The 22,016-nt window shown below is 60.4% G+C and carries 25 protein-coding genes; 4 read left to right on the top strand and 21 right to left on the bottom strand.

What is annotated here, in order from left to right:
- The first annotated feature begins 68 nt into the window (after nucleotides 1-68).
- The gene (locus tag RX717_RS04415; RefSeq protein WP_054326798.1) at nucleotides 69-746 is read left to right on the top strand and encodes a TIGR00266 family protein; all 678 of its coding nucleotides are present in this window, start codon (nucleotides 69-71) and stop codon (nucleotides 744-746) included.
- 63 nt (nucleotides 747-809) lie between these two features.
- On the opposite strand, the gene trpA is transcribed toward RX717_RS04415, so the two are convergent.
- From trpA to RX717_RS04365, 10 genes are all read right to left on the bottom strand, one after another.
- Nucleotides 810-1,586, bottom strand: a complete 777-nt coding sequence (gene trpA, locus RX717_RS04410; protein ID WP_054326797.1) for a tryptophan synthase subunit alpha — start codon at nucleotides 1,584-1,586, stop codon at nucleotides 810-812.
- Entirely contained in the window at nucleotides 1,579-2,763 is a 1,185-nt protein-coding gene (trpB, locus tag RX717_RS04405; RefSeq protein ID WP_054326796.1) for a tryptophan synthase subunit beta, read from the bottom strand. The genes trpA and trpB overlap by 8 nt, the downstream gene beginning before the upstream one ends.
- Nucleotides 2,760-3,371 (bottom strand): phosphoribosylanthranilate isomerase, encoded by a 612-nt coding sequence (locus RX717_RS04400; protein ID WP_107630894.1) that lies wholly within the window; start codon nucleotides 3,369-3,371, stop codon nucleotides 2,760-2,762. Before RX717_RS04400 ends, trpB begins: the two co-directional genes overlap by 4 nt.
- Nucleotides 3,368-4,150 carry an indole-3-glycerol phosphate synthase TrpC gene (gene trpC / locus RX717_RS04395; RefSeq protein WP_316960571.1) on the bottom strand — a complete coding sequence of 261 codons (783 nt, stop codon included), beginning with the start codon at nucleotides 4,148-4,150 and terminating at the stop codon, nucleotides 3,368-3,370. Before trpC ends, RX717_RS04400 begins: the two co-directional genes overlap by 4 nt.
- Nucleotides 4,147-5,163 carry an anthranilate phosphoribosyltransferase gene (gene trpD, locus RX717_RS04390; RefSeq protein ID WP_054326793.1) on the bottom strand — a complete coding sequence of 339 codons (1,017 nt, stop codon included), beginning with the start codon at nucleotides 5,161-5,163 and terminating at the stop codon, nucleotides 4,147-4,149. The genes trpC and trpD overlap by 4 nt, the downstream gene beginning before the upstream one ends.
- Before the next feature lie 18 nt (nucleotides 5,164-5,181).
- Nucleotides 5,182-5,751 (bottom strand): anthranilate synthase component II, encoded by a 570-nt coding sequence (locus RX717_RS04385; protein WP_107630896.1) that lies wholly within the window; start codon nucleotides 5,749-5,751, stop codon nucleotides 5,182-5,184.
- A complete protein-coding gene (locus RX717_RS04380; protein WP_107630897.1) occupies nucleotides 5,751-7,208 on the bottom strand; it encodes an anthranilate synthase component I family protein in 1,458 nt (485 codons plus the stop codon). The genes RX717_RS04385 and RX717_RS04380 overlap by 1 nt, the downstream gene beginning before the upstream one ends.
- Nucleotides 7,209-7,654: 446 nt before the next feature.
- The gene (locus tag RX717_RS04375) at nucleotides 7,655-7,831 is read right to left on the bottom strand and encodes a ribbon-helix-helix domain-containing protein (protein ID WP_082396942.1); all 177 of its coding nucleotides are present in this window, start codon (nucleotides 7,829-7,831) and stop codon (nucleotides 7,655-7,657) included.
- 73 nt (nucleotides 7,832-7,904) lie between these two features.
- Nucleotides 7,905-8,162, bottom strand: a complete 258-nt coding sequence (locus RX717_RS04370) for a hypothetical protein (protein ID WP_054326790.1) — start codon at nucleotides 8,160-8,162, stop codon at nucleotides 7,905-7,907.
- Between the two features lie 14 nt (nucleotides 8,163-8,176).
- Complete coding sequence (locus tag RX717_RS04365) at nucleotides 8,177-9,187, bottom strand: SPFH domain-containing protein (protein ID WP_107630898.1); 1,011 nt, start codon at nucleotides 9,185-9,187, stop codon at nucleotides 8,177-8,179.
- Between the two features lie 160 nt (nucleotides 9,188-9,347).
- Between RX717_RS04365 and RX717_RS04360 the strand changes: the two genes are divergently transcribed.
- A complete protein-coding gene (locus RX717_RS04360) occupies nucleotides 9,348-10,628 on the top strand; it encodes a glycosyl hydrolase family 18 protein (protein ID WP_107630899.1) in 1,281 nt (426 codons plus the stop codon).
- Between the two features lie 167 nt (nucleotides 10,629-10,795).
- Nucleotides 10,796-11,608: a CAP domain-containing protein gene (locus tag RX717_RS04355; RefSeq protein ID WP_199855179.1), complete on the top strand. Its 813-nt coding sequence runs from the start codon at nucleotides 10,796-10,798 to the stop codon at nucleotides 11,606-11,608.
- Between the two features lie 78 nt (nucleotides 11,609-11,686).
- Here RX717_RS04355 and RX717_RS04350 read toward each other — a convergent pair whose 3' ends face one another.
- The 5 genes from RX717_RS04350 to RX717_RS04330 all read right to left on the bottom strand — a co-directional run bounded on the left by RX717_RS04350 (nucleotide 11,687) and on the right by RX717_RS04330 (nucleotide 15,756).
- Complete coding sequence (locus RX717_RS04350; RefSeq protein WP_316960570.1) at nucleotides 11,687-12,544, bottom strand: hypothetical protein; 858 nt, start codon at nucleotides 12,542-12,544, stop codon at nucleotides 11,687-11,689.
- Entirely contained in the window at nucleotides 12,438-12,710 is a 273-nt protein-coding gene (locus tag RX717_RS04345) for a hypothetical protein (RefSeq protein WP_316960569.1), read from the bottom strand. Before RX717_RS04345 ends, RX717_RS04350 begins: the two co-directional genes overlap by 107 nt.
- Complete coding sequence (locus tag RX717_RS04340; protein ID WP_242977825.1) at nucleotides 12,707-13,189, bottom strand: sigma-70 family RNA polymerase sigma factor; 483 nt, start codon at nucleotides 13,187-13,189, stop codon at nucleotides 12,707-12,709. The genes RX717_RS04345 and RX717_RS04340 overlap by 4 nt, the downstream gene beginning before the upstream one ends.
- 186 nt (nucleotides 13,190-13,375) lie before the next feature.
- Nucleotides 13,376-14,308: a cysteine synthase A gene (cysK, locus tag RX717_RS04335; protein WP_054327746.1), complete on the bottom strand. Its 933-nt coding sequence runs from the start codon at nucleotides 14,306-14,308 to the stop codon at nucleotides 13,376-13,378.
- Nucleotides 14,309-14,565: 257 nt separating this feature from the next.
- Nucleotides 14,566-15,756, bottom strand: a complete 1,191-nt coding sequence (locus RX717_RS04330; RefSeq protein WP_107630901.1) for a glycoside hydrolase family 3 N-terminal domain-containing protein — start codon at nucleotides 15,754-15,756, stop codon at nucleotides 14,566-14,568.
- 103 nt (nucleotides 15,757-15,859) lie between these two features.
- Here RX717_RS04330 and gluQRS point away from each other — a divergent pair, with 103 nt between their 5' ends.
- Entirely contained in the window at nucleotides 15,860-16,777 is a 918-nt protein-coding gene (gluQRS, locus tag RX717_RS04325) for a tRNA glutamyl-Q(34) synthetase GluQRS (protein WP_107630902.1), read from the top strand.
- 42 nt (nucleotides 16,778-16,819) lie between these two features.
- On the opposite strand, the gene RX717_RS04320 is transcribed toward gluQRS, so the two are convergent.
- From RX717_RS04320 to RX717_RS04295, 6 genes are all read right to left on the bottom strand, one after another.
- Nucleotides 16,820-16,987, bottom strand: coding sequence for a FeoB-associated Cys-rich membrane protein (locus RX717_RS04320; protein WP_082397256.1), 168 nt, complete (start codon nucleotides 16,985-16,987; stop codon nucleotides 16,820-16,822).
- A gap of 33 nt (nucleotides 16,988-17,020) precedes the next feature.
- Nucleotides 17,021-19,522, bottom strand: a complete 2,502-nt coding sequence (gene feoB, locus RX717_RS04315; protein ID WP_107630903.1) for a ferrous iron transport protein B — start codon at nucleotides 19,520-19,522, stop codon at nucleotides 17,021-17,023.
- A gap of 50 nt (nucleotides 19,523-19,572) precedes the next feature.
- Nucleotides 19,573-19,794, bottom strand: a complete 222-nt coding sequence (locus RX717_RS04310) for a FeoA family protein (RefSeq protein ID WP_054327742.1) — start codon at nucleotides 19,792-19,794, stop codon at nucleotides 19,573-19,575.
- A gap of 13 nt (nucleotides 19,795-19,807) precedes the next feature.
- On the bottom strand, nucleotides 19,808-20,017 hold the full coding sequence (locus RX717_RS04305) for a FeoA family protein (RefSeq protein WP_207724445.1): 210 nt from the start codon (nucleotides 20,015-20,017) through the stop codon (nucleotides 19,808-19,810).
- 570 nt (nucleotides 20,018-20,587) lie between these two features.
- Nucleotides 20,588-21,019 (bottom strand): flavodoxin, encoded by a 432-nt coding sequence (locus RX717_RS04300; RefSeq protein WP_054327740.1) that lies wholly within the window; start codon nucleotides 21,017-21,019, stop codon nucleotides 20,588-20,590.
- 64 nt (nucleotides 21,020-21,083) lie between these two features.
- Nucleotides 21,084-21,647: a DUF3793 family protein gene (locus tag RX717_RS04295; protein ID WP_054327739.1), complete on the bottom strand. Its 564-nt coding sequence runs from the start codon at nucleotides 21,645-21,647 to the stop codon at nucleotides 21,084-21,086.
- Between the last annotated feature and the right edge of the window lie 369 nt (nucleotides 21,648-22,016).

Here is a 22,016-nt window from a genome sequence, read left to right as displayed (position 1 = left end):
TCCCGTTTCCACGATACTATAAAAATGGAAGTTTTATTCACCTCAGCACTGTAAAAGGAGGATACCGTATGAATTATGAAATCAAGGGCGGCGTATTTCCGGTCGTGGTCTGCCAGTTGGCCGACGGCGAGCAGATGATCACGGAAAAGGGTTCTATGGTCTGGATGAGTCCCAATATGCAGATGGAAACGCGCGGCGGCGGCCTTGGGAAAATGTTTTCCAAAGCTTTTTCCGGCGAAAGCATGTTCCAGAACATCTATACCGCGAACGGCGCGGGCATGATCGCTTTCGGCTCCAGCTTCCCCGGCAAAGTCCTGCCGCTCGATATCGCCCCCGGCCGCGAAATGATCGTGCAAAAAAACGCATTCCTCGCCTCGGAAGCGGGAGTTGAGCTTTCCATCCATTTCAATAAAAAGCTGGGCGCAGGCTTTTTCGGCGGTGAGGGCTTCATTATGCAGCGCCTGTCCGGTTCCGGCACCGCCTTTGTTGAGATTGACGGCGAGTTGGTCGAATACGATCTGGCTGCGGGGCAGAAAATGGTGGTTGACACCGGAAACGTCGCGGGCTTTGAGCCGAGCGTGTCCATCGATATCCAGCAGGTACCCGGCCTGAAAAACAAGCTGCTCGGCGGTGAGGGGCTGTTTAACACTACCCTGACCGGCCCGGGCAAAATCTGGCTGCAGACCATGCCGATCTCCGGCGTCGCCATGGCCATCCGCCCGTTCATCCCTACGGGCAACGGCTGACCGGCTGGTCATTATTTGCAAAAAAGTGGAGGAAACAGGAGTTTCCTCCACTTTTTTGCATTTTTACAGCGCATGCACTGCCTGTACCATCTCGCGTACATAGGCTGTGACCGGCGGCACGCAGTCCGCGCCGTACTGGGCGCACAGCTTGACGATCGCCGAGCCGACAATCGCGCCGTCCGACTTCGCCGCCATTTCCGCCGCCTGCGCGGGTGTGGAAATGCCGAAGCCGACCGCGCACGGGATATCGCGCTCCTCCCGCACCAGCCGCACCATCGCGCCCACGTCGGTCGTGATATGTGAGCGCACGCCGGTCACGCCGAGCGAGGACACGCAATACACAAAGCCCTCGGCCGCGCGCGCAATCGCACGGACACGCTCGTGCGAGGTCGGCGCGACAAGCGAGATCAGATCAAGCCCGTACTGCCGGCACAGCGGATCAAATTCACCCTTTTCCTCATACGGCAGATCGGGCAGGATCAGCCCGTCCATGCCGGCCTCCGCCGCAGTGCGGATAAACCGTTCCGCCCCATAAGAGAACACCACGTTGGCATAGGTCATGAATACCATAGGCACGTCGGTTCTGGCGCGCAAACGGCGCACCATGTCGAAAATCTTATCCGTCGTCACGCCGCCCGCGAGCGCACGTTCGTTCGCCGCCTGAATGACCGGCCCCTCCGCGGTCGGGTCGGAAAACGGAATGCCAAGCTCGATCAGGTCCGCGCCCGCTTCCGCCATTGCGCAGACCAGCGCCTCGGTCACCGCGAGCGACGGGTCGCCGCAGGTGACGAACGGGATGAACGCCTTGCCGCGGGCAAATGCCTGCCTTACCTTACTCATGGATATCCTCCCCCCGATAACGCGCGATCGCGGCGCAGTCCTTATCGCCGCGGCCTGAAATGTTGATGACAATGATCTGGTCTTTGCCCATCTGCGGCGCGAGCTTCATCGCATGCGCGACCGCGTGCGCGGACTCGATCGCCGGTATAATGCCCTCGGTTCGGGACAGGTACTCGAACGCTTCCACCGCCTCGTCGTCCGTGACGGCGACGTATTCCGCGCGGCCGATGTCGTGCAGGTAGGCATGCTCCGGCCCGATGCCTGGGTAGTCCAGCCCTGCGGAAATCGAATACACCGGCGCGATCTGGCCGTACCCGTCTTGGCAGAAATAGCTCTTCATGCCATGGAAAATGCCCAGCCGTCCGGTGGCGATAGTGGCGGCAGTCTCGGCCGTGTCCACGCCGCGGCCCGCGGCCTCGCAGCCGATCAGCCGCACGCCCTTATCCTCAATGAAGTGGTAGAACGCGCCGATGGCGTTCGAGCCGCCGCCCACGCAAGCCAGCACCGCGTCCGGCAGGCGGCCTTCCCGCTCCAGCACCTGCGCCCTGATCTCCCTGGAGATCACCGCCTGGAAATCGCGCACAATGGTCGGGAACGGGTGCGGCCCCATGCACGAGCCGAGGACGTAATGCGTATCCTCGATGCGGCTGGTCCACTCGCGCATGGTTTCACTGACCGCGTCCTTGAGCGTACCCGTGCCGTTGTCCACCGGATGCACCCGCGCGCCCAGCAGCCGCATGCGGTACACGTTGAGCGCCTGCCGCTCGGTGTCCTCGCGCCCCATGAACACCTCGCACTCCATGTCCATCAGCGCGGCGGCGGTTGCTGTAGCCACACCGTGCTGTCCCGCGCCAGTCTCCGCGATCACGCGGGTCTTGCCCATTCTTTTGGCCAGCAGCACCTGCCCGAGCACGTTGTTGATCTTGTGCGCGCCTGTGTGGTTCAGGTCCTCGCGCTTGAGGTAAACCTTCGCTCCTCCCAGATCGCGCGTCATGCGCGCCGCATGATACAGGCGGCTCGGACGGCCTGCATAATCGTTCAGCAGTCCGGTCAGTTCCGCTTGAAAGGTGGGGTCGTTTTGATAGCGCTCATACGCCTGTTCGAGTTCAATGACCGCGTTCATCAGTGTTTCCGGCATGTACTGTCCGCCGTGTACGCCAAATCGTCCTTTGCTCATGGCTGTTCTCCCCTTACCAGCGCCGCCACGCGGCGCATTTTTGTTTCGTCCTTGACGCTGTCCGTTTCGATCCCGCTCGACAGGTCGAGCGCGTACGCGCCCGTGCGCAGGGCGAGCGGGAGGTTGCTTTCATTCAGGCCTCCGGCGAGGAAGTACGGCTTTTCCACCGCCCCGATCAGCGACCAGTCAAATGTGTGTCCGCTCCCACCGCAGACGCCTTTTATCGAAGCATCCAACAGCAGGAATTCCACTGGATAGTCTTTTACCCGTTCAATATCCGCATACGCCCCCACACGGACCGCATACAGCACCTGCGCGCCTGTCATACCGCGCAGGCGATCGAGATACGCCCTGTTTTCCCCGCCGTGAAGCTGCACCAGGTCGATTACGCCCGCGTTTACCAGCGCTGCGATGCGCTCCGGTTCGTCATTGACAAACACGCCCACGGCCTGTATGCCCGGCGCAAGCTGCGCGCGCAGCCGCGCCGCCTGTTCCTCGGTCACACGGCGGCGGCTGTCCGCAAACACAAAGCCGACATAGTCGGGGCGGGCCGCATTTGCAGCCAGGATATCCTGCATGCGGGTCAGGCCGCAGAATTTGAGCTTCATTTCACCGCCTCCCTCAGGCCGCGCAGCGCCTCCTCCTTATCGAGCGACCGCATCAGGTATTCGCCCACCAGCAGCGCGTCCGCCCCAGCCTGCCGCAGCGCAGCCGCGTCCGCCGGACAGGATACGCCGCTCTCTGCGACAAAGACCGCGCCCGCCGGCACGCCCGCGCGCAGCCGCGCTGCATTGTTCAAATCGACCGAGAAATCCTTCAGGTTGCGGTTATTCACGCCGATTACCCGCGCACCCGCTGCAGCTGCGGAACGCAACTCCGCTTCGTCGTGCGTCTCCACCAGCGCGGACAGGCCGAGCGCGTCACAGATCGCGAGATATCGCCGCAGCGTATTCGTATCCAGCAGCCCACAGAGCAGCAGTACCGCGTCCGCGCCCAACACCTTCGCCTCGTAGAGCTGATATTCGTCCACCGTAAAATCCTTGCGCAGCAGGGGAACATCGACCGCCAGCCGTACCGCACGGAAGATATCGTCCGAGCCGAGGAACCATTTCGACTCGGTCAGCACCGAGATGCAGTCCGCGCCCGCCTCCTCGTACTGCCCGGCAATGCTAAGGTAGTCGAACTGCGGATCGATCACGCCCTTGGAGGGGCTGGCCTTTTTGATCTCGCAGATGAATGCGGCTTCTCTGCCCGCGAGCGCCTTTTCAAAGCGGAAGTCTCCGCGCGGCAGGGCTTCGGCCCGCGCCCTGAGCTCCTCCAGCGGGACACGCGCCCTGGCTGCCGCGACCCGCTCGCGCGCATGGGCGGCAATTTCGTCCAGGATCATGCGGATACCTCCTGTGTCGTCCGGATAAACTGTCCCAGCTTAGCATACGCTGCGCCGCTGTCGATCAGCTCCGCGGCCTTTTTGATGCCATCTGCGAGCTGGATGCCGTCGATACCAAGGTAGAGCGCGATACCCGCGTTGAGCAGTATCTCGCTGCGCTTCGCGCCGCGCTCTTTGCCCGAAAGTACGTCGCGCGTGATCTGCGCGTTCTCTTGCGGCGAGCCGCCGCGCAGGTCGGCCACCGTGCAGGACGGCAGGCCGAGGTCGGCCGGCGTGAACGCATACGGCGTCAGCTTGCCGAAGCGGATCTCGCACACCTTGTTCTCCCCGAGCAGGCTCGCCTCGTCCATGCCCCCGCCGCAGACCACCATGCCGCGCGTCACGCCGAGGTTGGAGAGTACCTGCGCCATCGGCAGCACCAGCTTTTCGTCGTACACGCCGAGCAACTGCATGGTCGCGCGCGCCGGATTGGACAGCGGCCCCAGCACGTTGAACAGCGTGCGCTCGCGCATACCCTTGCGCACGGGCGCAACGTTTTTCATCGACTTGTGATAGCCCTGCGCGAACAGGAAGCAGATACCGGTTTCCGTGAGCACGCGCTCGTTCTGCTCTGGGGACAGGTCGATCGCCGCGCCCAGCGCTTCGAGCACGTCTGCCGCGCCCGACTTGGACGACACCGAGCGGTTGCCGTGCTTGGCGATCGGCACTCCGCCCGCCGCCGCGACAAAGGACGCGGTGGTCGAGATGTTGAACGAGCCGACCTCGTCCCCGCCGGTGCCGACAATGTCCATCACCGCGCCGCGCGGCTCGATATGCGCGCCCTTTTCGCGCATCACCTCGGCACAGGCCGTGATTTCGGTGATGGTTTCGCCCTTCATGCGCAGGGCGGTGAGCAGCGTCGCCATCTCGATATCGGTCGCCGTACCGTCCATCATCTCCTGCATCGTGGCGCGGGCGGTGTCATAATCCAGATCCCTGCCGTTGATCACTGTGTGGATCGCCTGCTGTATCATTTGCTTTGCCTCCTTAGCTCAATGGGTGGATAGGAAATTTTTCAGTATCGTATCGCCCCGCGGGGTCAGGATGGATTCCGGATGGAACTGCACCCCGTAAACGGGCCACGTTTTGTGCCGCACGGCCATGATCTCGCCGTTCCCATCGCGCGCGGTCACGACAAGGCAGTCCGGCAGGGTGTCCGGCTCGGCCACCAGCGAGTGGTAGCGCGCGACCGTCACCTGCCCTTCCAGCCCGCGGAACAGCGGATCGTCTGGATCGAGTGTGACCGTACTCTGCTTGCCGTGCATCAGCCGTTTCGCGTGTACGATACGCGCGCCGAATACCTCGCAGATCGCCTGATGCCCGAGGCACACGCCGAGAATGGGGATGCGGCCGCCCAGGCGCCGGATCACGTCCTCGCAGACGCCCGCGTCCTTCGGGTAGCCTGGGCCGGGCGACAGGAGGATGTGCGAGGGCTGCATCTGCTCGACCGCGCCGGCCGTTACCGCGTCGTTGCGCACCACCCGAATATCCGGCCGGATCGCCGCGGCCTGCTGGTACAGGTTGTAGGCAAAGGAATCGTAATTGTCGATCAGGAGTATCATCAGCCGTCCACCTCCGATGCGCGTTCGATCGCGCTCATCACCGCGCGCGCCTTGTTCGCGCTTTCCATATATTCGTTATGCGGCACGGAGTCCGCCACGATACCGCCGCCCGCCTGCACGGTGACCATGCCCTCCTTCTTCGCCGCCATGCGGATGGCGATGCAGGTGTCCATATTGCCCGCCAGATCCAAATAGCCGAGCGCGCCGCCGTATACGCCGCGCGGCGCGCGCTCCAGCTCCTCAATGATCTCGCACGCACGTATTTTAGGCGCGCCGGACAGCGTACCCGCGGGCAGCACCGCCTCGAGCGCGTCGAGCGCGTCGCAGCCGTCCGCGAGATCGCCCTCGACCTGCGAGCAGATGTGCATGATCTTGGAATAGCGGTGAATCATCTGATAGGCGGTCACCTCCACCGAGCCGATCCGCGACACCCTCCCCAGGTCGTTGCGTCCCAAATCGACCAGCATATTATGCTCGGAAAGCTCCTTTTCGTCCGCCAGCAGCTCGCGTTCGAGCGTCTTGTCCTCGGCCGGTGTCGCGCCGCGCGGGCGGGAGCCGGCGACCGGAAAGGTGGTCAGCCGCCTGTCCTGCAGACGCACCAGCGTTTCGGGCGAGGAACACATGATCTCGTCTCCGTCGATGGACAAAAACACCATGTAGGGCGAGGGGTTGGTCGTGCGCAGCACACGGTAGGCCGGAAGCAGGCTGCCCGTATAGGGGCTGGTGAACTGCCGCGACTGCACTGCCTGAAAAATATCGCCGTTATAGATGTATTCCCGCGTTTTGCGGACAACTGCCGCGTACTGTTCCTCGGTTATGCTGCAGGAGAAGCAGGGCGTTTCCGCGGCCTGCAGCGGCGGGAGCGGGCTTTGGTCGTTCACCAGTGCGGCCATGTTTTCCAGCTCGGCGCAGGCTTTGCCGTAATTCTCCATCACGCTGTCCGTACTCATGTTGACAACCAGCACGAGCTTTTGCCGCAGATGGTCGTAGGCGATCACCTTGTCGAACAGCAGCAGGTCGAAGTCCTCCCACGCGCCGCGCCGGATGCGCAGCTTAGGTTCGGCGTAGCCCAACATTGCGTAAGCGAAGTAGCCCACGAACCCGCCGGTAAACGGCGGCAGTCCCTCGATGCGGGGCGCGCGGTACTTGCCCAGCAGCTCCCGCAGCACATCGAGCGGCTTTGCGGTCTGTATGGTGCGGTTTTCCGCGCCCTCGATCGTGACCACGCCGTTTTTACACCGTGCGCGCAGCACCGGATCGTAGCCGAGGAAGGAGTAGCGCGCCCATTTTTCGCCACCCTCCACGCTTTCCAGCAGGAAAAACCGTCTGGACCGCGCCTGCAGCCGCCGCAGCAGCGCGATCGGCGTGACCATATCCGCGTAGATTTCGCGGCAGACCGGAATGGTCGCATACCGCTCCGCCAGTTTTACGATTGCATCACAGCCTGGTGTTATCATATTTACCGCCCTCCGTTTGAAAACGATCTGGGCATCGGGGCAAGAAAAAAAGCCTTTGCCCTCACGATGCCGTCCTGCATCATGGGACAAAAGCCGAAACTTCTGCGGTGCCACCCAAATTGGCGTAAAAACGCCCGCTCAACAGCGCGCCAACACGCGCCCTCCCCTGGTAACGGCGGGATGCCCGTCAGCCATACTCTCCGGCGCGCCGGATTTGGGGCTGCCCTCACAAGTCCATTCGGAAACGGCCTTCGCTGCCACCCTCGCACCAACGGGCGGCTCTCTGGGAGCGCGGTCTCGCTCTTACTTACTCTTGCTCTGCGGTTTTGCCTTGTTCTGGTACACAGTATATGCTTTCTATAATAATTTGTCAAGCATTTTCTCTTCATTTTTTATTACTATAAAAATGGACAGGCCGCCGCACAGCAGCCTGTCCGGTTTGTCCGCTACTCGTCATCCTTCGTCTGTACTTTTTTCCTTTTGCGCACCGCTTCGGTGAGCAGGTACTCGATCTGGCCGTTGACCGAGCGGAACTCATCCTCTGCCCATCGGGCCAGCTCGTCGTACAGCGAGGCGGACAGCCGCAACGGCACCTGCTTTTTCGCTTTTTCCTTGTCCGCCATGGCCGCGCCCCCTTAAATCATTTTTCAAACTCGGATATATACCGCTCACACCGCCACCCAGCCGTTTTTCAGGCTATGCCTCATTATGCAAAATGCGCCGCACAAAACGTACCAGTCGTGCCAGGCCTATCACGCCCAGCGCCGCAATCAGCAATGCCGCCACCATGTTCTCACGCATTGACCACGCGAGGAACAGGCAAAAGCCGGAAGCAGCGGTAATCAGCACAAGGAACAGTATACGCAGCACATACCGCAACGGTTTAGGCAAGATTTCCGATGCGGCAGCATTCATCGCGGCATTGCGCGCGAGCCGCACAAAAAACGTAAACATGTTTTATCCCTCTTTTAGTAAATACTGCCCGAATTAACAACAGGCTGCGCGTCCTTTCCTGCGCAAAGCACAACCATCAGGTTGGAAACCATCTGCGCCTTGCGCTCATCGTCCAGATCCACCACCTGCTTGGCGCTCAGCTCTTCCAGCGCCATTTCGACCATACCTACCGCGCCCTCGACAATCATCTTGCGCGCGTCCACAACCGCGCTCGCCTGCTGGCGCTGCAGCATGGCCGCCGCGATCTCGGGCGCATAGGCCAGCGTAGTGATGCGCGCCTCTTCAATCCGCAGACCTGCGCATGCTACGCGTCCCTGTATCTCCTCCGCCAGTACGGCGGCAATCTCCTGCGCGGACCCACGCAGGCTTTTTTCGTCCCCTCCCTCGGATACATCGTAGGGGTACAAGCGTACCGTATTGCGCAGCGCCGTGTCCGACTGAATGGACAGGAACTCCTGATAGTTATCCACCGCGAACACCGCCTTTGCCGTGTCCTCAATATGCCAGATGACCGCGATGCCAATGACGATCGGATTGCCGAGCAGATCATTGATCTTCTGCTTGTCGTTGTTAAGCGTCATGGTCTTGAGCGAAAGCTTTTTGCTCATGCTCGCCGCCTTGACAATCTTACCACTCGAAGTATTTTCATTCTTGGCAAGATCATCGAGCGCTTTCTCGCTGGCGCTTTCTACCGTCGGATTGACCGAGCTGCAAAACGGATTGACAAAAAAAATGCCCTCACCCTTGAGCGTACCGATGTACTTGCCGAACAGCGTCAGTACGAGCGCCTCATTCGGCCGCAGCACCTTGATGCCGCACGCCAGCAGCCAACTCGGCACCGCCAGATATACGATGCCCACAACCAGCATAGCAGCCGCCATGCCTCCCATTTCATCCAGATTGACCGCGCCCAGTATGATCAGCGCGACCGCTGCGATGCATAGCAGGATGTCCAGCAGCAAAATCCCCAGTCCATTGGGCGCGCGCAGCGCTTTTTCCTCGTAAAATATGTTCTTTTCGTTCATGCTCTATCCCTCACAATGATATTAATTTAATATCATTATAATACACTTCCCTTTCCCCTTTGTCAACCGCTTTTTCGCTTTTCCGAAATCCATGCGCCGCGCACGACTATTGGCAACCTCTCCCATTCCAGCATAGATTGCAGGGAAAGGTGGTTTTTCTATGGTAATTCATGTCGTACAGCCCGGCGATTCGCTTTACCGCATCGCACAGACGCACGGCGTGCCGCTCCCGTTCCTCATCCAGCAGAACGAGCTGCGCGAACCGGCGCGGCTGACTCCTGGACAGACGATCGTGGTGCCGCAGCCCTCCGAAACCTATCTGGTCAAACGCGGGGATACGCTCGGCAGCATTGCGGCGCGGCACGGCACGACCGTCCTGTCCCTCTGGCAGAACAACCCGCAACTCGGCGGCACAGACCGCATCTATCCCGGCCAGATGCTCGTGCTTTCCTATCCGACGCCCAAGCTCGGCGCCTTTGCGGTCAACGGATATGCGTATCCGAATATCGACCCGCGCTTGCTGCGCAAGACCCTGCCCTATCTGACGTACTTATCCGTTTTTTCCTACGGCTTTGACCGTACCGGCCGCATTCTCCCACAGAATGCCGACCTGCTGATCCGCATGGCGCGGCAATATCAGGTCAAGCCGCTGCTGGTTCTGACCACGCTCGGCGAGGATGGCCAGTTTTCCGGCGAACGAGCGCATCTTGTGCTGCAAAATCCGTCCACGCGCGCGGCGCTGATCGATAACCTTGTTCAAACCCTGGAAAAACAGGGATATGCTGGCGTGGACATTGATTTTGAGTACATCCCGCCCGAGGACGCGGAAAGCTATACCGCTTTCATCCGTGAGGTGCGCGCGCGGCTGGAGCCGCTCGGCAAGATCGTCATGGTCGCGCTCGCCCCCAAAACCTCGGCCGGGCAGCGCGGGCTCCTATACGAGGCGCACGATTACCAAATGCTTGGCGAGGCCGCGGACTATGTGCTGCTGATGACCTATGAATGGGGATACGCCCTTTCCGAGCCTATGGCGGTCGCCCCCATCAACAAGATAGAGCCAGTCGTCCGGTTCGCCACCTCGGTCATCCCGCCCGCGAAAATCTTTATGGGCATTCCAAATTATGGTTACGTCTGGTCTCTCCCCTATATAAAAGGACAGACGCGCGCACGGAGCCTCGGCAATGTTCAGGCGGTCGAGCAGGCGATCCAAGTCGGCGCGCCCATCCAATTCGACGAAACCGCCCAGTCGCCGCATTATAATTACTGGCGCGACCGTGCCGAGCACGAGGTCTGGTTCGAGGACGCCCGTTCGATCCGCACCAAGCTTGCGCTGGCCGGCGAATACCAGCTGCACGGCATCAGCATCTGGAATATCATGCGGTACTTTCCCCAGCTTTGGCTGGTACTCAACAACCTCTATGAAATTGAAAAACTCCCATAAAATACGGGAAATCCGGCCGGAAAATTCCTTTTCCGGCCGGATTCTGCTGTATATATCCGTGGGCGGCAGCTATTTCCATTGCAAAACGGTTACAAAATGCGCTATACTTTGCCCCAGAGAGTAAAACAATCCAGTTTACTCTACGAAAACCAAGGAGGTATCCAAATATGCAGTTCAAGAAAATCGTACCGTTGGCGTTAGCGCTGACCATTTCGACCACCGCTGCGGCCGGCGCGGCCAATCTCGATATGAGCAAATTCTACAACCCCACCATATTCGCTTCCCAGTCCCAGCGCCAGCTGCTCCAGCGGTTGTGCGACCGCTTTGATATTTCGTTCTGCGGCCAGCAGGTCAACTGTCCGGTCGTAAAGCCTGACAACAAGCCGGAGCAGACGCCGGACGAAACGCCCGACCAACAGCCGGAGGATACACCGGAGCAGACACCGGAGGATACGCCGGGCGAAGAGCTTCCCGACCAGACGCCGGACGACGAGCCGGAGAACCAGCCGGACGACCAGCCCGGCCAGCTTCCAGACAACAACCGTCCCGAGGGTACGCCGGACAATGATACCGAGCAGACGCCGGACGGCGATACCGGCTCCTCCCAGGGCAGCTTCGCCTCCCAGGTCGTCGCGCTGGTAAATGCGGAACGCGCCAAGGAGGGCCTGTCTCCCCTGACGATCGACGCCCGCGTGCAGCAGGCGGCGCAGGTGCGCGCACAGGAATCCGCGCAGTCCTTCTCGCACACCCGTCCCAACGGCTCCTCTTTTTCGACTGCGCTGACCGAGGCCGGCGTTTCCTACCGCGGCGCGGGTGAAAACATCGCCTACGGCCAGAGTACGCCGCAGGCGGTCGTCACCGCGTGGATGAACTCGTCCGGACACCGCGCGAATATTATGAGCAAGAACTTCACCACCATCGGCGTCGGCTACTCCGTGGTAGGCGGCACGCCGTACTGGGCTCAGTTGTTTACCTATTAATTTTATTTTTGCGCTTCCGGCACCGCCGGGTGAAAAAACAGGCCGCAAACCGCGGCCTGTTTTGCTTTTCCCTCTAGGTCAGGCGGAAAGCGGATACTCGGTATCGTTTATAACGACCGCCTGCACATCCGCAAGGTCAAAGGTCCGCGCAAGCACATACACGGCGGCTTCGTAGTCAAAGCCGGCATCCGCGCCAAAGCCAAGCGCATACAGGGTGCGGTCGATATGGTTTGCCTGGTCGGTGATAACTACTACAGAGCCATCCCGCATCTTCACCGCAATGTATTCCACCGCGTCCACGATTATATCCCCCGTCTGCTGCGAGGTGATGCGCAGGCCGATCTGAGACAGCGTGACGGCCCTGTCCGCGCTCGTGTAGCTGGGCATCCGCTGGAATTCCGGCAGAGGCACCTCCAGCGCGACCAGGCCGATGCTTGCACCGTTGGAAACCACCTGCTCCCTGCCCTGTTCCTGCATAACAAGGCGCAGGGGCGTACCCGCCGAGTAGTCGCCGCTGGGGATGAAAGCGCCTTCCAAATAGTAATCGTTTTCGGTCGAACGGCTCTTATCCAGATAGAAGCGGCTGCCGCAGAAGCCATATTCGCCGTACATCACGCTGAAATTGTACTGCCCATCCTGCACGGCGCAGCATTCGGACAGAGTACTCCAAACCAGGTCGGGCTGGTTTTGATACTCTGGCAGCAGCTCGATCACGGCGAACGGCATCACCCCATCGCCCGACTTATTCTGCAGGTGCAGGCTGACGATGCCCACGCCCGCGCTCTCGTCAAACAGAACCGATTCCACCGACAGGCGGTATTGGTCGTTCTCATCCGTCAGCGTACCCGGCTCGGAGGCGGCGACATAGTCCGTGAGGGGCGCGTCCGTGCCGTTGGGGAAAAAGCAGCGGAAAGCCGCCGCTGACGCCCGCCGCAAACGCTGTGCCGCCGATGCACAGCGCGGCGGCACAGCCGATCGATACCACGCGCTTCCATGGGAAACGCCGCGTCCGGCACGGACGCTCGGGCAGGCTCTCCAGCGCCGCGCGGACGCGCTGGTCAAACTGCGGGGTCATCTGGGGAAAATCATTCGGGTGCATCATGCAAAACACGCTCCTTCCAAATCCTTGCGGAGCAGCTCGCGCGCTGTCCGCAGCCTGCTTTTGACCGTACCCTCCGGCACCCCGAGCAGGCTGGCGATCTCGCGCGTTTTGAAGCCCTCCAGGTAAAACAGCACCACCGGCAGGCGGTATTTTTCATCCAGCGACAGCAGCGCTTCATACAGGTCGCTGTGGTCGTCCGCCGCCGGTGCGGGGATACACTCGGCCTGCTCCTGCTTATAGGGCGCGAGCCGCTGCCGCAGGCGCAGGATCGCGCGGCATTCATTAATCAGGATGCGCGTCAACCAGGTTTTGAAATATTTCGGCCGGCGCAGCGTATCCAGCTGCTCCCACGCGCGCAGGATAGCCTGCTGCGCTGCGTCCGCGCAGTCCTGCTCGCTGCGGAGCATGGCCTTTGCGACGCGGTATAGCGCCGGCTCTGCTTCCAGCACTGCGGCGGTGAATTCTGCTTTGTCCATCATAGGCGGGTCGTTCCTTTCCGAAAGCGTTTGGCGGCCGCCTCAACCTGCTTTCGCTTCATTAGATGGAACAGGCGGGGCTTTGGTTCGGCCTTTCAAAAATTTTTCTTTCCCCGCCCTTTTCTGGGCGTAAAAAGCGGCGGAGCATATGCTCCGCCGCTTGCTGTATCGAATGGAAGAGCCGCAGGCTCAATCGCTGACCAGCGGGGTGGACAGATACCGGTCGCCCGTATCGGGCAGGAGCGCGACAATGGTCTTGCCTGCGTTCTCCGGTCGCTTGGAAAGCTCGACCGCCGCCCACAGCGCCGCACCGGACGAAATACCGACGAACAGACCCTCGCTGTGCGTGAACACCCGCGCGGTCGCGAACGCGTCCTCGCCCTTGACGCGCATGACCTCGTCATACACCTTGGTATCCAGCACCTGCGGCACAAAGCCCGCGCCAATGCCCTGTATCTTATGCGGACCGCCCTTTCCAGTGGACAGCACGGGGGATTCATCCGGCTCCACCGCCACGACCTTGACGTTCGGGTCCTGCTCCTTGAGATACTGGCCGACGCCGGTAACCGTGCCGCCCGTGCCGACGCCCGCGACAAAAATATCCACCTTGCCGCCCGACTGGCTCCAGATCTCCGGTCCCGTACTCGCACGGTGCGCCGCCGGGTTGGCCGCGTTGACAAACTGGCCGGGAATAAAGCTGTTCGGGATGTTCTTTGCCAGCTCATCCGCACGCGCGATCGCGCCGGACATACCCTTCGCCCCCTCGGTCAGTACCAGCTCCGCGCCGTATGCTTTCAGCATATTGCGACGCTCGACGCTCATGGTTTCCGGCATAGTGAGGATGATCCGGTAGCCACGCGCCGCCGCGACCGCCGCCAGGCCGATGCCAGTGTTACCGCTCGTCGGCTCGATGATGGTCGCGCCGGGCTTTAACGCGCCGCTCGCCTCTGCGTCGTCGATCATCGCGTTGGCGATGCGGTCCTTGACCGAGCCCGCAGGATTGAAATACTCCAGCTTTGCCAGGATCTCGGCGCCCGCGCCGGACTTCTGAGCAAATTTATCCGCCGCGTACAGCGGGGTGTTGCCGATCAGTTCGGCAAAGCTTCTTTTAATATCAGACATGGTGAATTACCGCCTTTCCGTTATGTGAATATTTATCGAACCAGGGCCTGTCTATGTTACAGCCCGCCGGTACATCGTTTCCCTCGCGGAAGCATCATGGACTGCCGCCTCCCTTTATTTCCACTATTCATAGGTGTTTTATATGAATTAGGATACAGGGGTTTGCAGCATTTGTCAAGTAGTATTTGCAAAAAAACAGGAAAAGCTGCTCAGCTACAGACTGGTAATAAAAAATCTCCCCGAGGGGAGATTTTTTATCAAACCGCCAGCAGGCCGAGATCGATTTTCCACTGGATCACGCGGATCGCGGATTCCCGTATCCGGTCAGCGCTGATCGTACCGTCCTGCACCGCCGCCAGCACCGCGTTATACTGCGTAACGAAATCCGAGGAAACCAGCATATCGTTGCCCGCCTGCACCGCCAGCACCGCCGCGTCCGCGCCGCCCGTATAGTCCGTGATCGCCTCCATGATAAGGTCGTCGGTCATGACCACGCCGTCAAAGCCCAGTTCGTCCCGCAGCACCTGATGCACCGCGGGGGAGAGCGAGGCGGGCAGCTCGGCGTCCATGCAGGTCACGATATTATGGCTGACCAGGACCGATTGCGCGCCCGCGTCGATCCCCGCTCGGAACGGCAGGAAATCGCTTTCCCGAAATGATTCGATGGGCCGCTCGTCGATGGCGATGCCGGTATGCGTGTCCAAATTATTGCCATAGCCTGGGAAATGCTTGAGCACCATGCCGATCTGGTCGGACAGCATCTGCGCGACGACCGTGCGGACGTATTCGCTGGTCTGCGCTGCGTCCCTGCCGAAAGCGCGGGCGTTGATGAAGTCCGCGGGGTCGGTGGATACATCGCACACAGGCGCAAAGTTGACGTTTACACCGATCGAGGCGAGCAGCTCGTCCTTTTCCTTGGCATCGCTCGTGATCAGCGCAAAGCCGCCCTCGTTATACAGCGCCTGCGGCGACCAGAACCTGTCCGCGCGGAAATTGGGGTTGGAGCTAATACGGACGACCGTTCCGCCCTCCTCGTCCACGCCGATCAGCATGGGGGTCGCCGCCGCATCCTGATAGGATTGGATGACCGCGGCCACGCTCTCCTTGGTCTGCCCCTCAAAGTCGCGGCCGAACAGGATATAGCCGCCGATATCGTACTGACCGGCGAGTACCGCCGCGTCGGCCTCCGGACAGCGCGCAAAAAACATCTGCGCGACCTGGGATTCGAGCGGCAGGTTATTGACATAATGCTCGGCCGCGGAGATATCCTCTTCCGCAACGCCCGCCGCTGCTTCCACGCTGTCTTCCGCCGCTTCGCCGCCGGTTCCCGTCTCTACCTGCGCAGGCGCGTCCGGCGGCGCCGTATCCGCCGGCGTATCCCCCTTGCACGCTGCCAGCCCGCACAGGCACAGCACGGCGAGCAATAGGGAAAGCCATTTCTTTTTCATTTTTCCACCTCCTGAATATTGTTTCTATTATACCGAAAAAAACCGCCGTTGCAAAGCCCATTCCATTTATGGTAAGATAGGGAGGCGAAAGGGGGCTTTGCCCATGCATACCATCGGACGCTTTGCGCCCAGCCCGAGCGGGCGCATGCACCTGGGGAACGTGCTGTGCGCGCTGCTGGCATGGCTGAGCGCGCGGCGTCAAAACGGGCGCTATCTGCTGCGCATTGAGGATCTGGACGCAATGCGCTGCCCGCGCCGCTATGCGGACCTGATCCTGGACGACCTGCGCTGGCTCGGTTTGGATTGGGACGGCGAGGTTCCCTATCAATCCGAGCGCGCCGCTGTTTACGAAACATACGAGACTATGCTGCGCGGCAAGGGGCTGCTCTACCCCTGCTTCTGCTCGCGCGCCGCGCTGCACGCCGCCAGCGCCCCGCATCTTTCCGATGGGCGCGTGGTCTATGCCGGCACCTGCCGCGGGCTGACGGCTGAGCAGGCTGCGGAAAAGTGGAAAACACGCGCCCCGGCAACACGGGTGCGAGTGCCGGACGAAACCGTTTCGTTCACGGACGGGGTGTTCGGCGCATACAGCGAAAACCTCGCGCGGGAGTGCGGGGACTTTATTATCCGCCGGTCGGACGGTGTGTTCGCCTACCAGCTTGCGGTCGTTGTGGACGACGCGCTCTCGGGCGTGACCGAGGTAGTGCGCGGGGCTGACCTGCTCTCCTCCACGCCGCGCCAGATCTGGCTGCACCGGCTATTCGGCTTTCCGTCGCCCGCGTTCTTCCACATCCCGCTGCTCTGCGACCATGACGGGCGCAGGCTGAGCAAGCGGGACGAAGACCTTGACCTCGGCCGGCTGCGCCAGCGGTTCTCCCCCGAGCAGGTCGTCGGCGCGCTGGCTTATGCCGCCGGCCTGACCGAACGGCCAGAGCCGGCCGCCGCGCGCGAACTGATCCCCCACTTTTCCTGGGCGCGTATCCCCCGGCGCGACCTGTTCCTGCCCGACCTGTTCCGTTGACATGATAAAACGCCCATCCGGCAGTGCCGGATGGGCGTTTCTTTACTTTTTCGGCTCGCAGTGGCAGCTTCCACCGCTGCATTTGCCGCAGCCGCCCGAACAACCGGAACAGCCGCCGGATTGGAATTGGCGGTAAACACTGCGCGCTGCGAAGAATATGGCGGCGGCAACGAGCGCGCCGACCACAAGGTTAGAAACGATAGATAACATAGTCACGCTTCCTTTCCAGGGTGCCGCGCGGCGTTACGCCTGCACGCTCATTTTGCGAAGCCCCTCGGCACCGTCGGCCTTGGCCGGCTTACGGACCAGCAGGTAGATCATCAGCGCCAGGACGATAACCGCCGCAATGGTACCCACGCCGAACGAAAGCTCGCCCGTGAGCAGGCCGCCGAACTGGTAAACCATCAGGGCAACCGCATACGCAAACACCATCATATAGCCAATCGCAAAGCAGGTCCACTTGGCGTTGTTCATCTCACGCTTGATTGCGCCCATCGCCGCGAAGCACGGTGCGCAAAGCAGGTTGAAGCACATGAACGAATACGCGCTGACCGCGGTGAAGGAAGCCTGCAGGTTGGCCCAGATTTCCACGCCATCTTCCGCGACCTCGGCAAAGCCATAGGTCTGTCCAAAGGTGGCGACGACGTTCTCCTTGGCGATCCAGCCGGTGACGGTTGCCACCACGTTCTGCCAGCTTGCCCAGCCAAGCGGCGCAAAGATCGGTGCAAGCGCGTTGCCGATGCCGGCCAGAATGCAGTTGTCGATATTCTCGACCGCGCCGAACGCGCCGTTCTCCCAGCCATAGCTCTGGAGGAACCAGAGGACGATGGTGGAGAGCAGAATGATCGTACCGGCCTTTTTAATGAACGACCAGCCGCGCTCCCACATCGAGCGGAGCACGTTGACCAGAGTGGGCGTATGGTAGGCAGGCAGCTCCATAACAAACGGCGCCGGTTCGCCCGCGAACATCCTGAACTTTTTGAGCATGATGCCCGAAACAATAATGGCCAGCACGCCGATCACATAGGCGGAGAACGCAACCCAGCCCGCGTTGTCGAACAGCGCGCCCGCGATCAGCGCGATGATTGGCAGCTTCGCGCCGCAGGGTACAAACGTAGTCGTCATGATCGTCATGCGCCGGTCGCGCTCCTGCTCGATCGTGCGCGACGCCATGACGCCGGGTACGCCGCAGCCCGTGCCGATCAGCATGGGGATAAAGGACTTGCCCGAAAGGCCGAACTTGCGGAAAATACGGTCCATGATGAACGCGACGCGCGCCATGTAGCCGCAGTCCTCCAGCAACGCCAGGAAGATGAACAGCACCAAGATCTGCGGGACAAAGCCCAGCACCGCGCCGACGCCGGCAACAATTCCATCCATAATCAGGCTGTACAGCCAGTCAGCGATGCCAAGGCCGCCCAGCGCGCCTTCCAGCAACACGGGAATGCCAGGCACCCAAATGCCATAGTTCGCCGGATCCGGCTCCTCGGCCGCCATCGCGGTTTCAAACATACCGAAGTCAACCGCTTCCTCGGTGACCGTGCCGGTCTCCTCGTCCTCAAACGCCGCGGTGCCTACGATATCGGCTGCGGAAGCGTCCGCAGCCAGCGCGGCGGTTGCGCCCGCAAGCACGTCGGCGTCAGGCTCCTCGGCCTCCAACTGCTCGGTAATGGCCGAAACATCCACGCCGCCCTCTTCCGCGGCCGCCAGCCATGCGTCGCGGTAAGCGGTCTGCGTTTCGTATTCCGCTCCGGCTTCCTCATACGCGCCCGCGCCATAGCCGGCCAGATGCCAGCCGTCGCCGAACACGCCGTCGTTGGCCCAGTCGGTCAGGATGGTGCCGACCGTGGTCACCGATACATAATACACAATGAACATGACCAGCGCAAAGATCGGTAGCGCCAGGATGCGGTTGGTCACGATATGGTCGATCTTGTCCGACACGGTCATGCCGGTCTTTTTCTTTTTGACGCAGGCCTTGACAATGCCGCCGATATACTGGTAGCGCGCATCCGTAATGATGGATTCCGCGTCATCGTCCAGTTCCTCCTCGACGGCGCTGATGATGGCTTCCAGCTTTGCCTGCGTATCCACGCTGAACTGGAAACGGGCCATCACCTTCTGATCGCGCTCGAACAGCTTGACCGCATACCAGCGGCGCTGGCTTTCCTCGGTCACGCCCGCGATCATGTCCGTGATCTGCTGCAGCGCCTTTTCAATATTCTCCGGAAATTCATGCTGGGGCGGGAGCTTGCCGGCAGACACCGCCTTCTTCGCGGCCTCCACCAGTTCCTTTGTCCCTTTGCCCTTGACCGCCGCGGTTTCCACGACCGGCACGCCCAGCAGGCTGGACAGCTTCTTCACGTCGATCACATCGCCGCGCTTCTCCACAATGTCCATCATGTTCAGGGCCACGACGACCGGAATACCCATTTCGAGCAGCTGGGTGGTTAAGTACAGGTTGCGCTCTATGTTGGACGCATCCACCAGATCCATGATGGCATCCGGCTTTTCCCCCACCAGATAGTCGCGTGCGACCACTTCCTCCAGCGTATACGGCGAAAGCGAGTAAATACCCGGCAGGTCGGTGATACGGATTTCCTTGTCCGCTTTCCAGCGGCCCTCTTTCTTTTCCACGGTAACGCCCGGCCAGTTGCCGACATACTGCGTCGCGCCGGTCAGGTCGTTGAACATCGTGGTCTTGCCGCAGTTCGGGTTGCCGGCAAGCGCCAAACGAATAGACATGTTGTTTCCCCTTCCTTTCAATTAGCTTTCGCTAACCTATGTGCAATTTTTTAGTCAACCAGTACTTTTTCCGCATCCGCCTTGCGCAGCGAAAGCTCATAGCCGCGCACCGTGACTTCGATCGGATCGCCCAGCGGCGCCACCTTGCGGACATATACCTCAGCCCCGCGCGTCAGCCCCATATCCATGATGCGGCGACGGGTCGCGCCCTCGCCCTCGATCTTACGCACGGTAACAGTTGCGCCGCACGGCGTAGTTCTCAGATTGCCCATTGTTTTTCCCCCTTCAGACATAGATACGAGACGCCATCTGCTGCGAAATCGCAACGCGGACGTCTTTTACGGATACGATCAGGTTGCCCTGCAAAGAAGAGACGACCCTCACCTTCGCCCCCTCGACAAAACCAAGGTTCTGCAGGAACCGGCGTGTCTGATCCCGACCGTGGATCTGTTTTACCGTAGTCTCCACACCGGCGTCTATCATCGTAAGCGGCATAATAGCAATCCTCTCCTTTTCTTTGTTAGTAGGAGCTAACCCAAACCCTGTAAAGCAGGGGTTAGCTCTTTCTAACCCCTTAACCGTGCTAAGTTTACCATCGCTAACTTTATTTGTCAAGCGGACCGGAACAGGTTTGTCAATTCTCACCAAGAACAGCAGGGTTTGCGGCAGCTAATTTGTACAGTGCTTCCCATTCCTGCCAGTCGGGCAGGAGGAAGCCCGCAGCCGTTGTTCCGGACAGCCGCGGGCTCATGTTATGTTGGGCATACCGGGCAGTATACCCTGGGGTTTCCCCCGGGACAAGAAAGGATATTTGTATCATAACCACCGCCGTCGCGGCGGGTATGACCGGTTTATTTTCGATGGAAGCCGACGGCTTCCATCGAGGGACACCGCGCTGCGCGCGGATGCGCCTGCTGCTTCGAAACGCTCCGGCACGCGAAGCCTTTCTCCGCACGGGTATTCAAACACACGCTGTGTGTTTCCGCGGCTTTCCGCGGAAAACCGCGGAAAGCCAATCGAATACGCGCTTCGCGCGAAAAAGGCGCGCCGGCGCGGGAAATTGTCTTAGTAAGCGGCAAAGCCTTTGCCGAACTCCCTGCACTTGGCCAGCCCGTCTTCGTCGGGCGTCTCGTTGATCATCAGGCCTTCGTCCGTGTAAATATTGGCGTTTGCATCGTTGGTGCGCTGCACCCAGTCGCGCATCCACTGTCCGTCGCCCCAGCCGTAGGAGCCGAACAGCGCGACCTTGCGGCCCGCGAGCCTGTTCTCCAGCTCGGTGAAGAACGGATCGAACTCCGCTTCCTCGAGCACCTCCGCGCCCATCGCCGGACAGCCAAGCGCAATCTTATCGTATCCTGCCGCAGCGCCGGCGTTGGTATCCGCCACGTTCAGCAGATCGCATTCCATGCCGCCCTCGCGGATTCCTTCCGCGATCGCGGTTGCCATTTGCTCGGTATTGCCGGTCTGGCTCCAATAAATTACTGCAGCTTTGCTCATTTCTGTCAAATCCTCCTGTTGATTATTGTTGATTATTTTAGATGCATTATGAAACGCTTTGCGCCTATGCCGCGGCAAACACCTCGAGCAGCGTTTCCCCTTGCTCGATCCGTTTTGTCACCGCGCGGCACACCCGCGAAAGGCGGTCAAACAACCGCGACGCAGCCTGCGCGTCGCCATATACTTTCCAGTAGCCGCTGAGCTTGCAGCCCCGTCCGGCATTCCGGATAAACCCCACGACATCTTCGATCGGATATCCCAGGAACAGACCGATTTCATGCGGGAAGGTTTCGGAAAGCGCGATCCTGCGCTTCAGCTCCCGCAAGAGGTCCTGCAACGGCTGGCCGGCTGGGTAGCCGAACGACGCCAGCACATGCTGCACACAAGGCTCCGCCATATGCCGCTCGAGCGCCTGCTTTTGGTAGACCATCAGCAGATACCGCCCGCGGCAGGCACAGACGATCTCAAAGCACATGCCGCGCGGGGCAAACGCCTCGCGGTAAGTTTTCAGACGCTGTGGCAGATCGGGATACAGCGCGCGGTCGAACGATACCAGGCTTGCTGGTTTAATCCCCGCCAGCGTCGGCGAGCAATACGCCGCGAGCTGTCGGTCCAGTTGGTTCATCATCTTGTCACGCACCTCCTGCCCTGTATTTTTACCGGATCAGTTTCCTTTATCCGCAACGTTCCGAACAGCGCGGCCGCGGTTAGCCATACGGCCGCGCAGTCTTAACGGTCTGTTTTGTTCGGATAGATGCGCAAAATACAGAGGAAGCTGTGTATGTATGGTGCGCCGCTCCGTTCCGCGAAAGCGGCACCGGTCATCGAGCATATCAGTAAGCCTCGGCTAACCTGAATATAAGTTAGCATAAGCTAACCAAAATGTCAAGTACTTTTTTTCAAATTTCTCTGAGAATTTTCCGCAGGAGTGATTCTTTGTTTTTTCTCACCCAAAACCATATTTTTATTCTGTGCATTTTTCTGACAGTCCTGCTTG

The organism is Intestinibacillus sp. NTUH-41-i26 (assembly GCF_032769475.1).
In the GTDB taxonomy this organism is placed as follows: domain Bacteria; phylum Bacillota; class Clostridia; order Oscillospirales; family Butyricicoccaceae; genus Agathobaculum; species Agathobaculum ammoniilyticum.
Note: the sequence above shows the minus strand (reverse complement) of the source record. Positions and strands in the feature narration are given on the sequence as shown.

Excerpts from the sequence above, each read along its gene's own strand:
- RX717_RS04415 (WP_054326798.1), top strand. The coding sequence starts at position 69 with ATGAATTATGAAATCAAGGGCGGCGTATTTCCGGTCGTGGTCTGCCAG.
- trpA (WP_054326797.1), bottom strand. The coding sequence starts at position 1,586 with ATGAGTAAGGTAAGGCAGGCATTTGCCCGCGGCAAGGCGTTCATCCCG.
- trpB (WP_054326796.1), bottom strand. The coding sequence starts at position 2,763 with ATGAGCAAAGGACGATTTGGCGTACACGGCGGACAGTACATGCCGGAA.
- RX717_RS04400 (WP_107630894.1), bottom strand. The coding sequence starts at position 3,371 with ATGAAGCTCAAATTCTGCGGCCTGACCCGCATGCAGGATATCCTGGCT.
- trpC (WP_316960571.1), bottom strand. The coding sequence starts at position 4,150 with ATGATCCTGGACGAAATTGCCGCCCATGCGCGCGAGCGGGTCGCGGCA.
- trpD (WP_054326793.1), bottom strand. The coding sequence starts at position 5,163 with ATGATACAGCAGGCGATCCACACAGTGATCAACGGCAGGGATCTGGAT.
- RX717_RS04385 (WP_107630896.1), bottom strand. The coding sequence starts at position 5,751 with ATGATACTCCTGATCGACAATTACGATTCCTTTGCCTACAACCTGTAC.
- RX717_RS04380 (WP_107630897.1), bottom strand. The coding sequence starts at position 7,208 with ATGATAACACCAGGCTGTGATGCAATCGTAAAACTGGCGGAGCGGTAT.
- RX717_RS04375 (WP_082396942.1), bottom strand. The coding sequence starts at position 7,831 with ATGGCGGACAAGGAAAAAGCGAAAAAGCAGGTGCCGTTGCGGCTGTCC.
- RX717_RS04370 (WP_054326790.1), bottom strand. The coding sequence starts at position 8,162 with ATGTTTACGTTTTTTGTGCGGCTCGCGCGCAATGCCGCGATGAATGCT.
- RX717_RS04365 (WP_107630898.1), bottom strand. The coding sequence starts at position 9,187 with ATGAACGAAAAGAACATATTTTACGAGGAAAAAGCGCTGCGCGCGCCC.
- RX717_RS04360 (WP_107630899.1), top strand. The coding sequence starts at position 9,348 with ATGGTAATTCATGTCGTACAGCCCGGCGATTCGCTTTACCGCATCGCA.
- RX717_RS04355 (WP_199855179.1), top strand. The coding sequence starts at position 10,796 with ATGCAGTTCAAGAAAATCGTACCGTTGGCGTTAGCGCTGACCATTTCG.
- RX717_RS04345 (WP_316960569.1), bottom strand. The coding sequence starts at position 12,710 with ATGATGCACCCGAATGATTTTCCCCAGATGACCCCGCAGTTTGACCAG.
- RX717_RS04340 (WP_242977825.1), bottom strand. The coding sequence starts at position 13,189 with ATGATGGACAAAGCAGAATTCACCGCCGCAGTGCTGGAAGCAGAGCCG.
- cysK (WP_054327746.1), bottom strand. The coding sequence starts at position 14,308 with ATGTCTGATATTAAAAGAAGCTTTGCCGAACTGATCGGCAACACCCCG.
- RX717_RS04330 (WP_107630901.1), bottom strand. The coding sequence starts at position 15,756 with ATGAAAAAGAAATGGCTTTCCCTATTGCTCGCCGTGCTGTGCCTGTGC.
- gluQRS (WP_107630902.1), top strand. The coding sequence starts at position 15,860 with ATGCATACCATCGGACGCTTTGCGCCCAGCCCGAGCGGGCGCATGCAC.
- RX717_RS04320 (WP_082397256.1), bottom strand. The coding sequence starts at position 16,987 with ATGTTATCTATCGTTTCTAACCTTGTGGTCGGCGCGCTCGTTGCCGCC.
- feoB (WP_107630903.1), bottom strand. The coding sequence starts at position 19,522 with ATGTCTATTCGTTTGGCGCTTGCCGGCAACCCGAACTGCGGCAAGACC.
- RX717_RS04310 (WP_054327742.1), bottom strand. The coding sequence starts at position 19,794 with ATGGGCAATCTGAGAACTACGCCGTGCGGCGCAACTGTTACCGTGCGT.
- RX717_RS04305 (WP_207724445.1), bottom strand. The coding sequence starts at position 20,017 with ATGCCGCTTACGATGATAGACGCCGGTGTGGAGACTACGGTAAAACAG.
- RX717_RS04300 (WP_054327740.1), bottom strand. The coding sequence starts at position 21,019 with ATGAGCAAAGCTGCAGTAATTTATTGGAGCCAGACCGGCAATACCGAG.
- RX717_RS04295 (WP_054327739.1), bottom strand. The coding sequence starts at position 21,647 with ATGATGAACCAACTGGACCGACAGCTCGCGGCGTATTGCTCGCCGACG.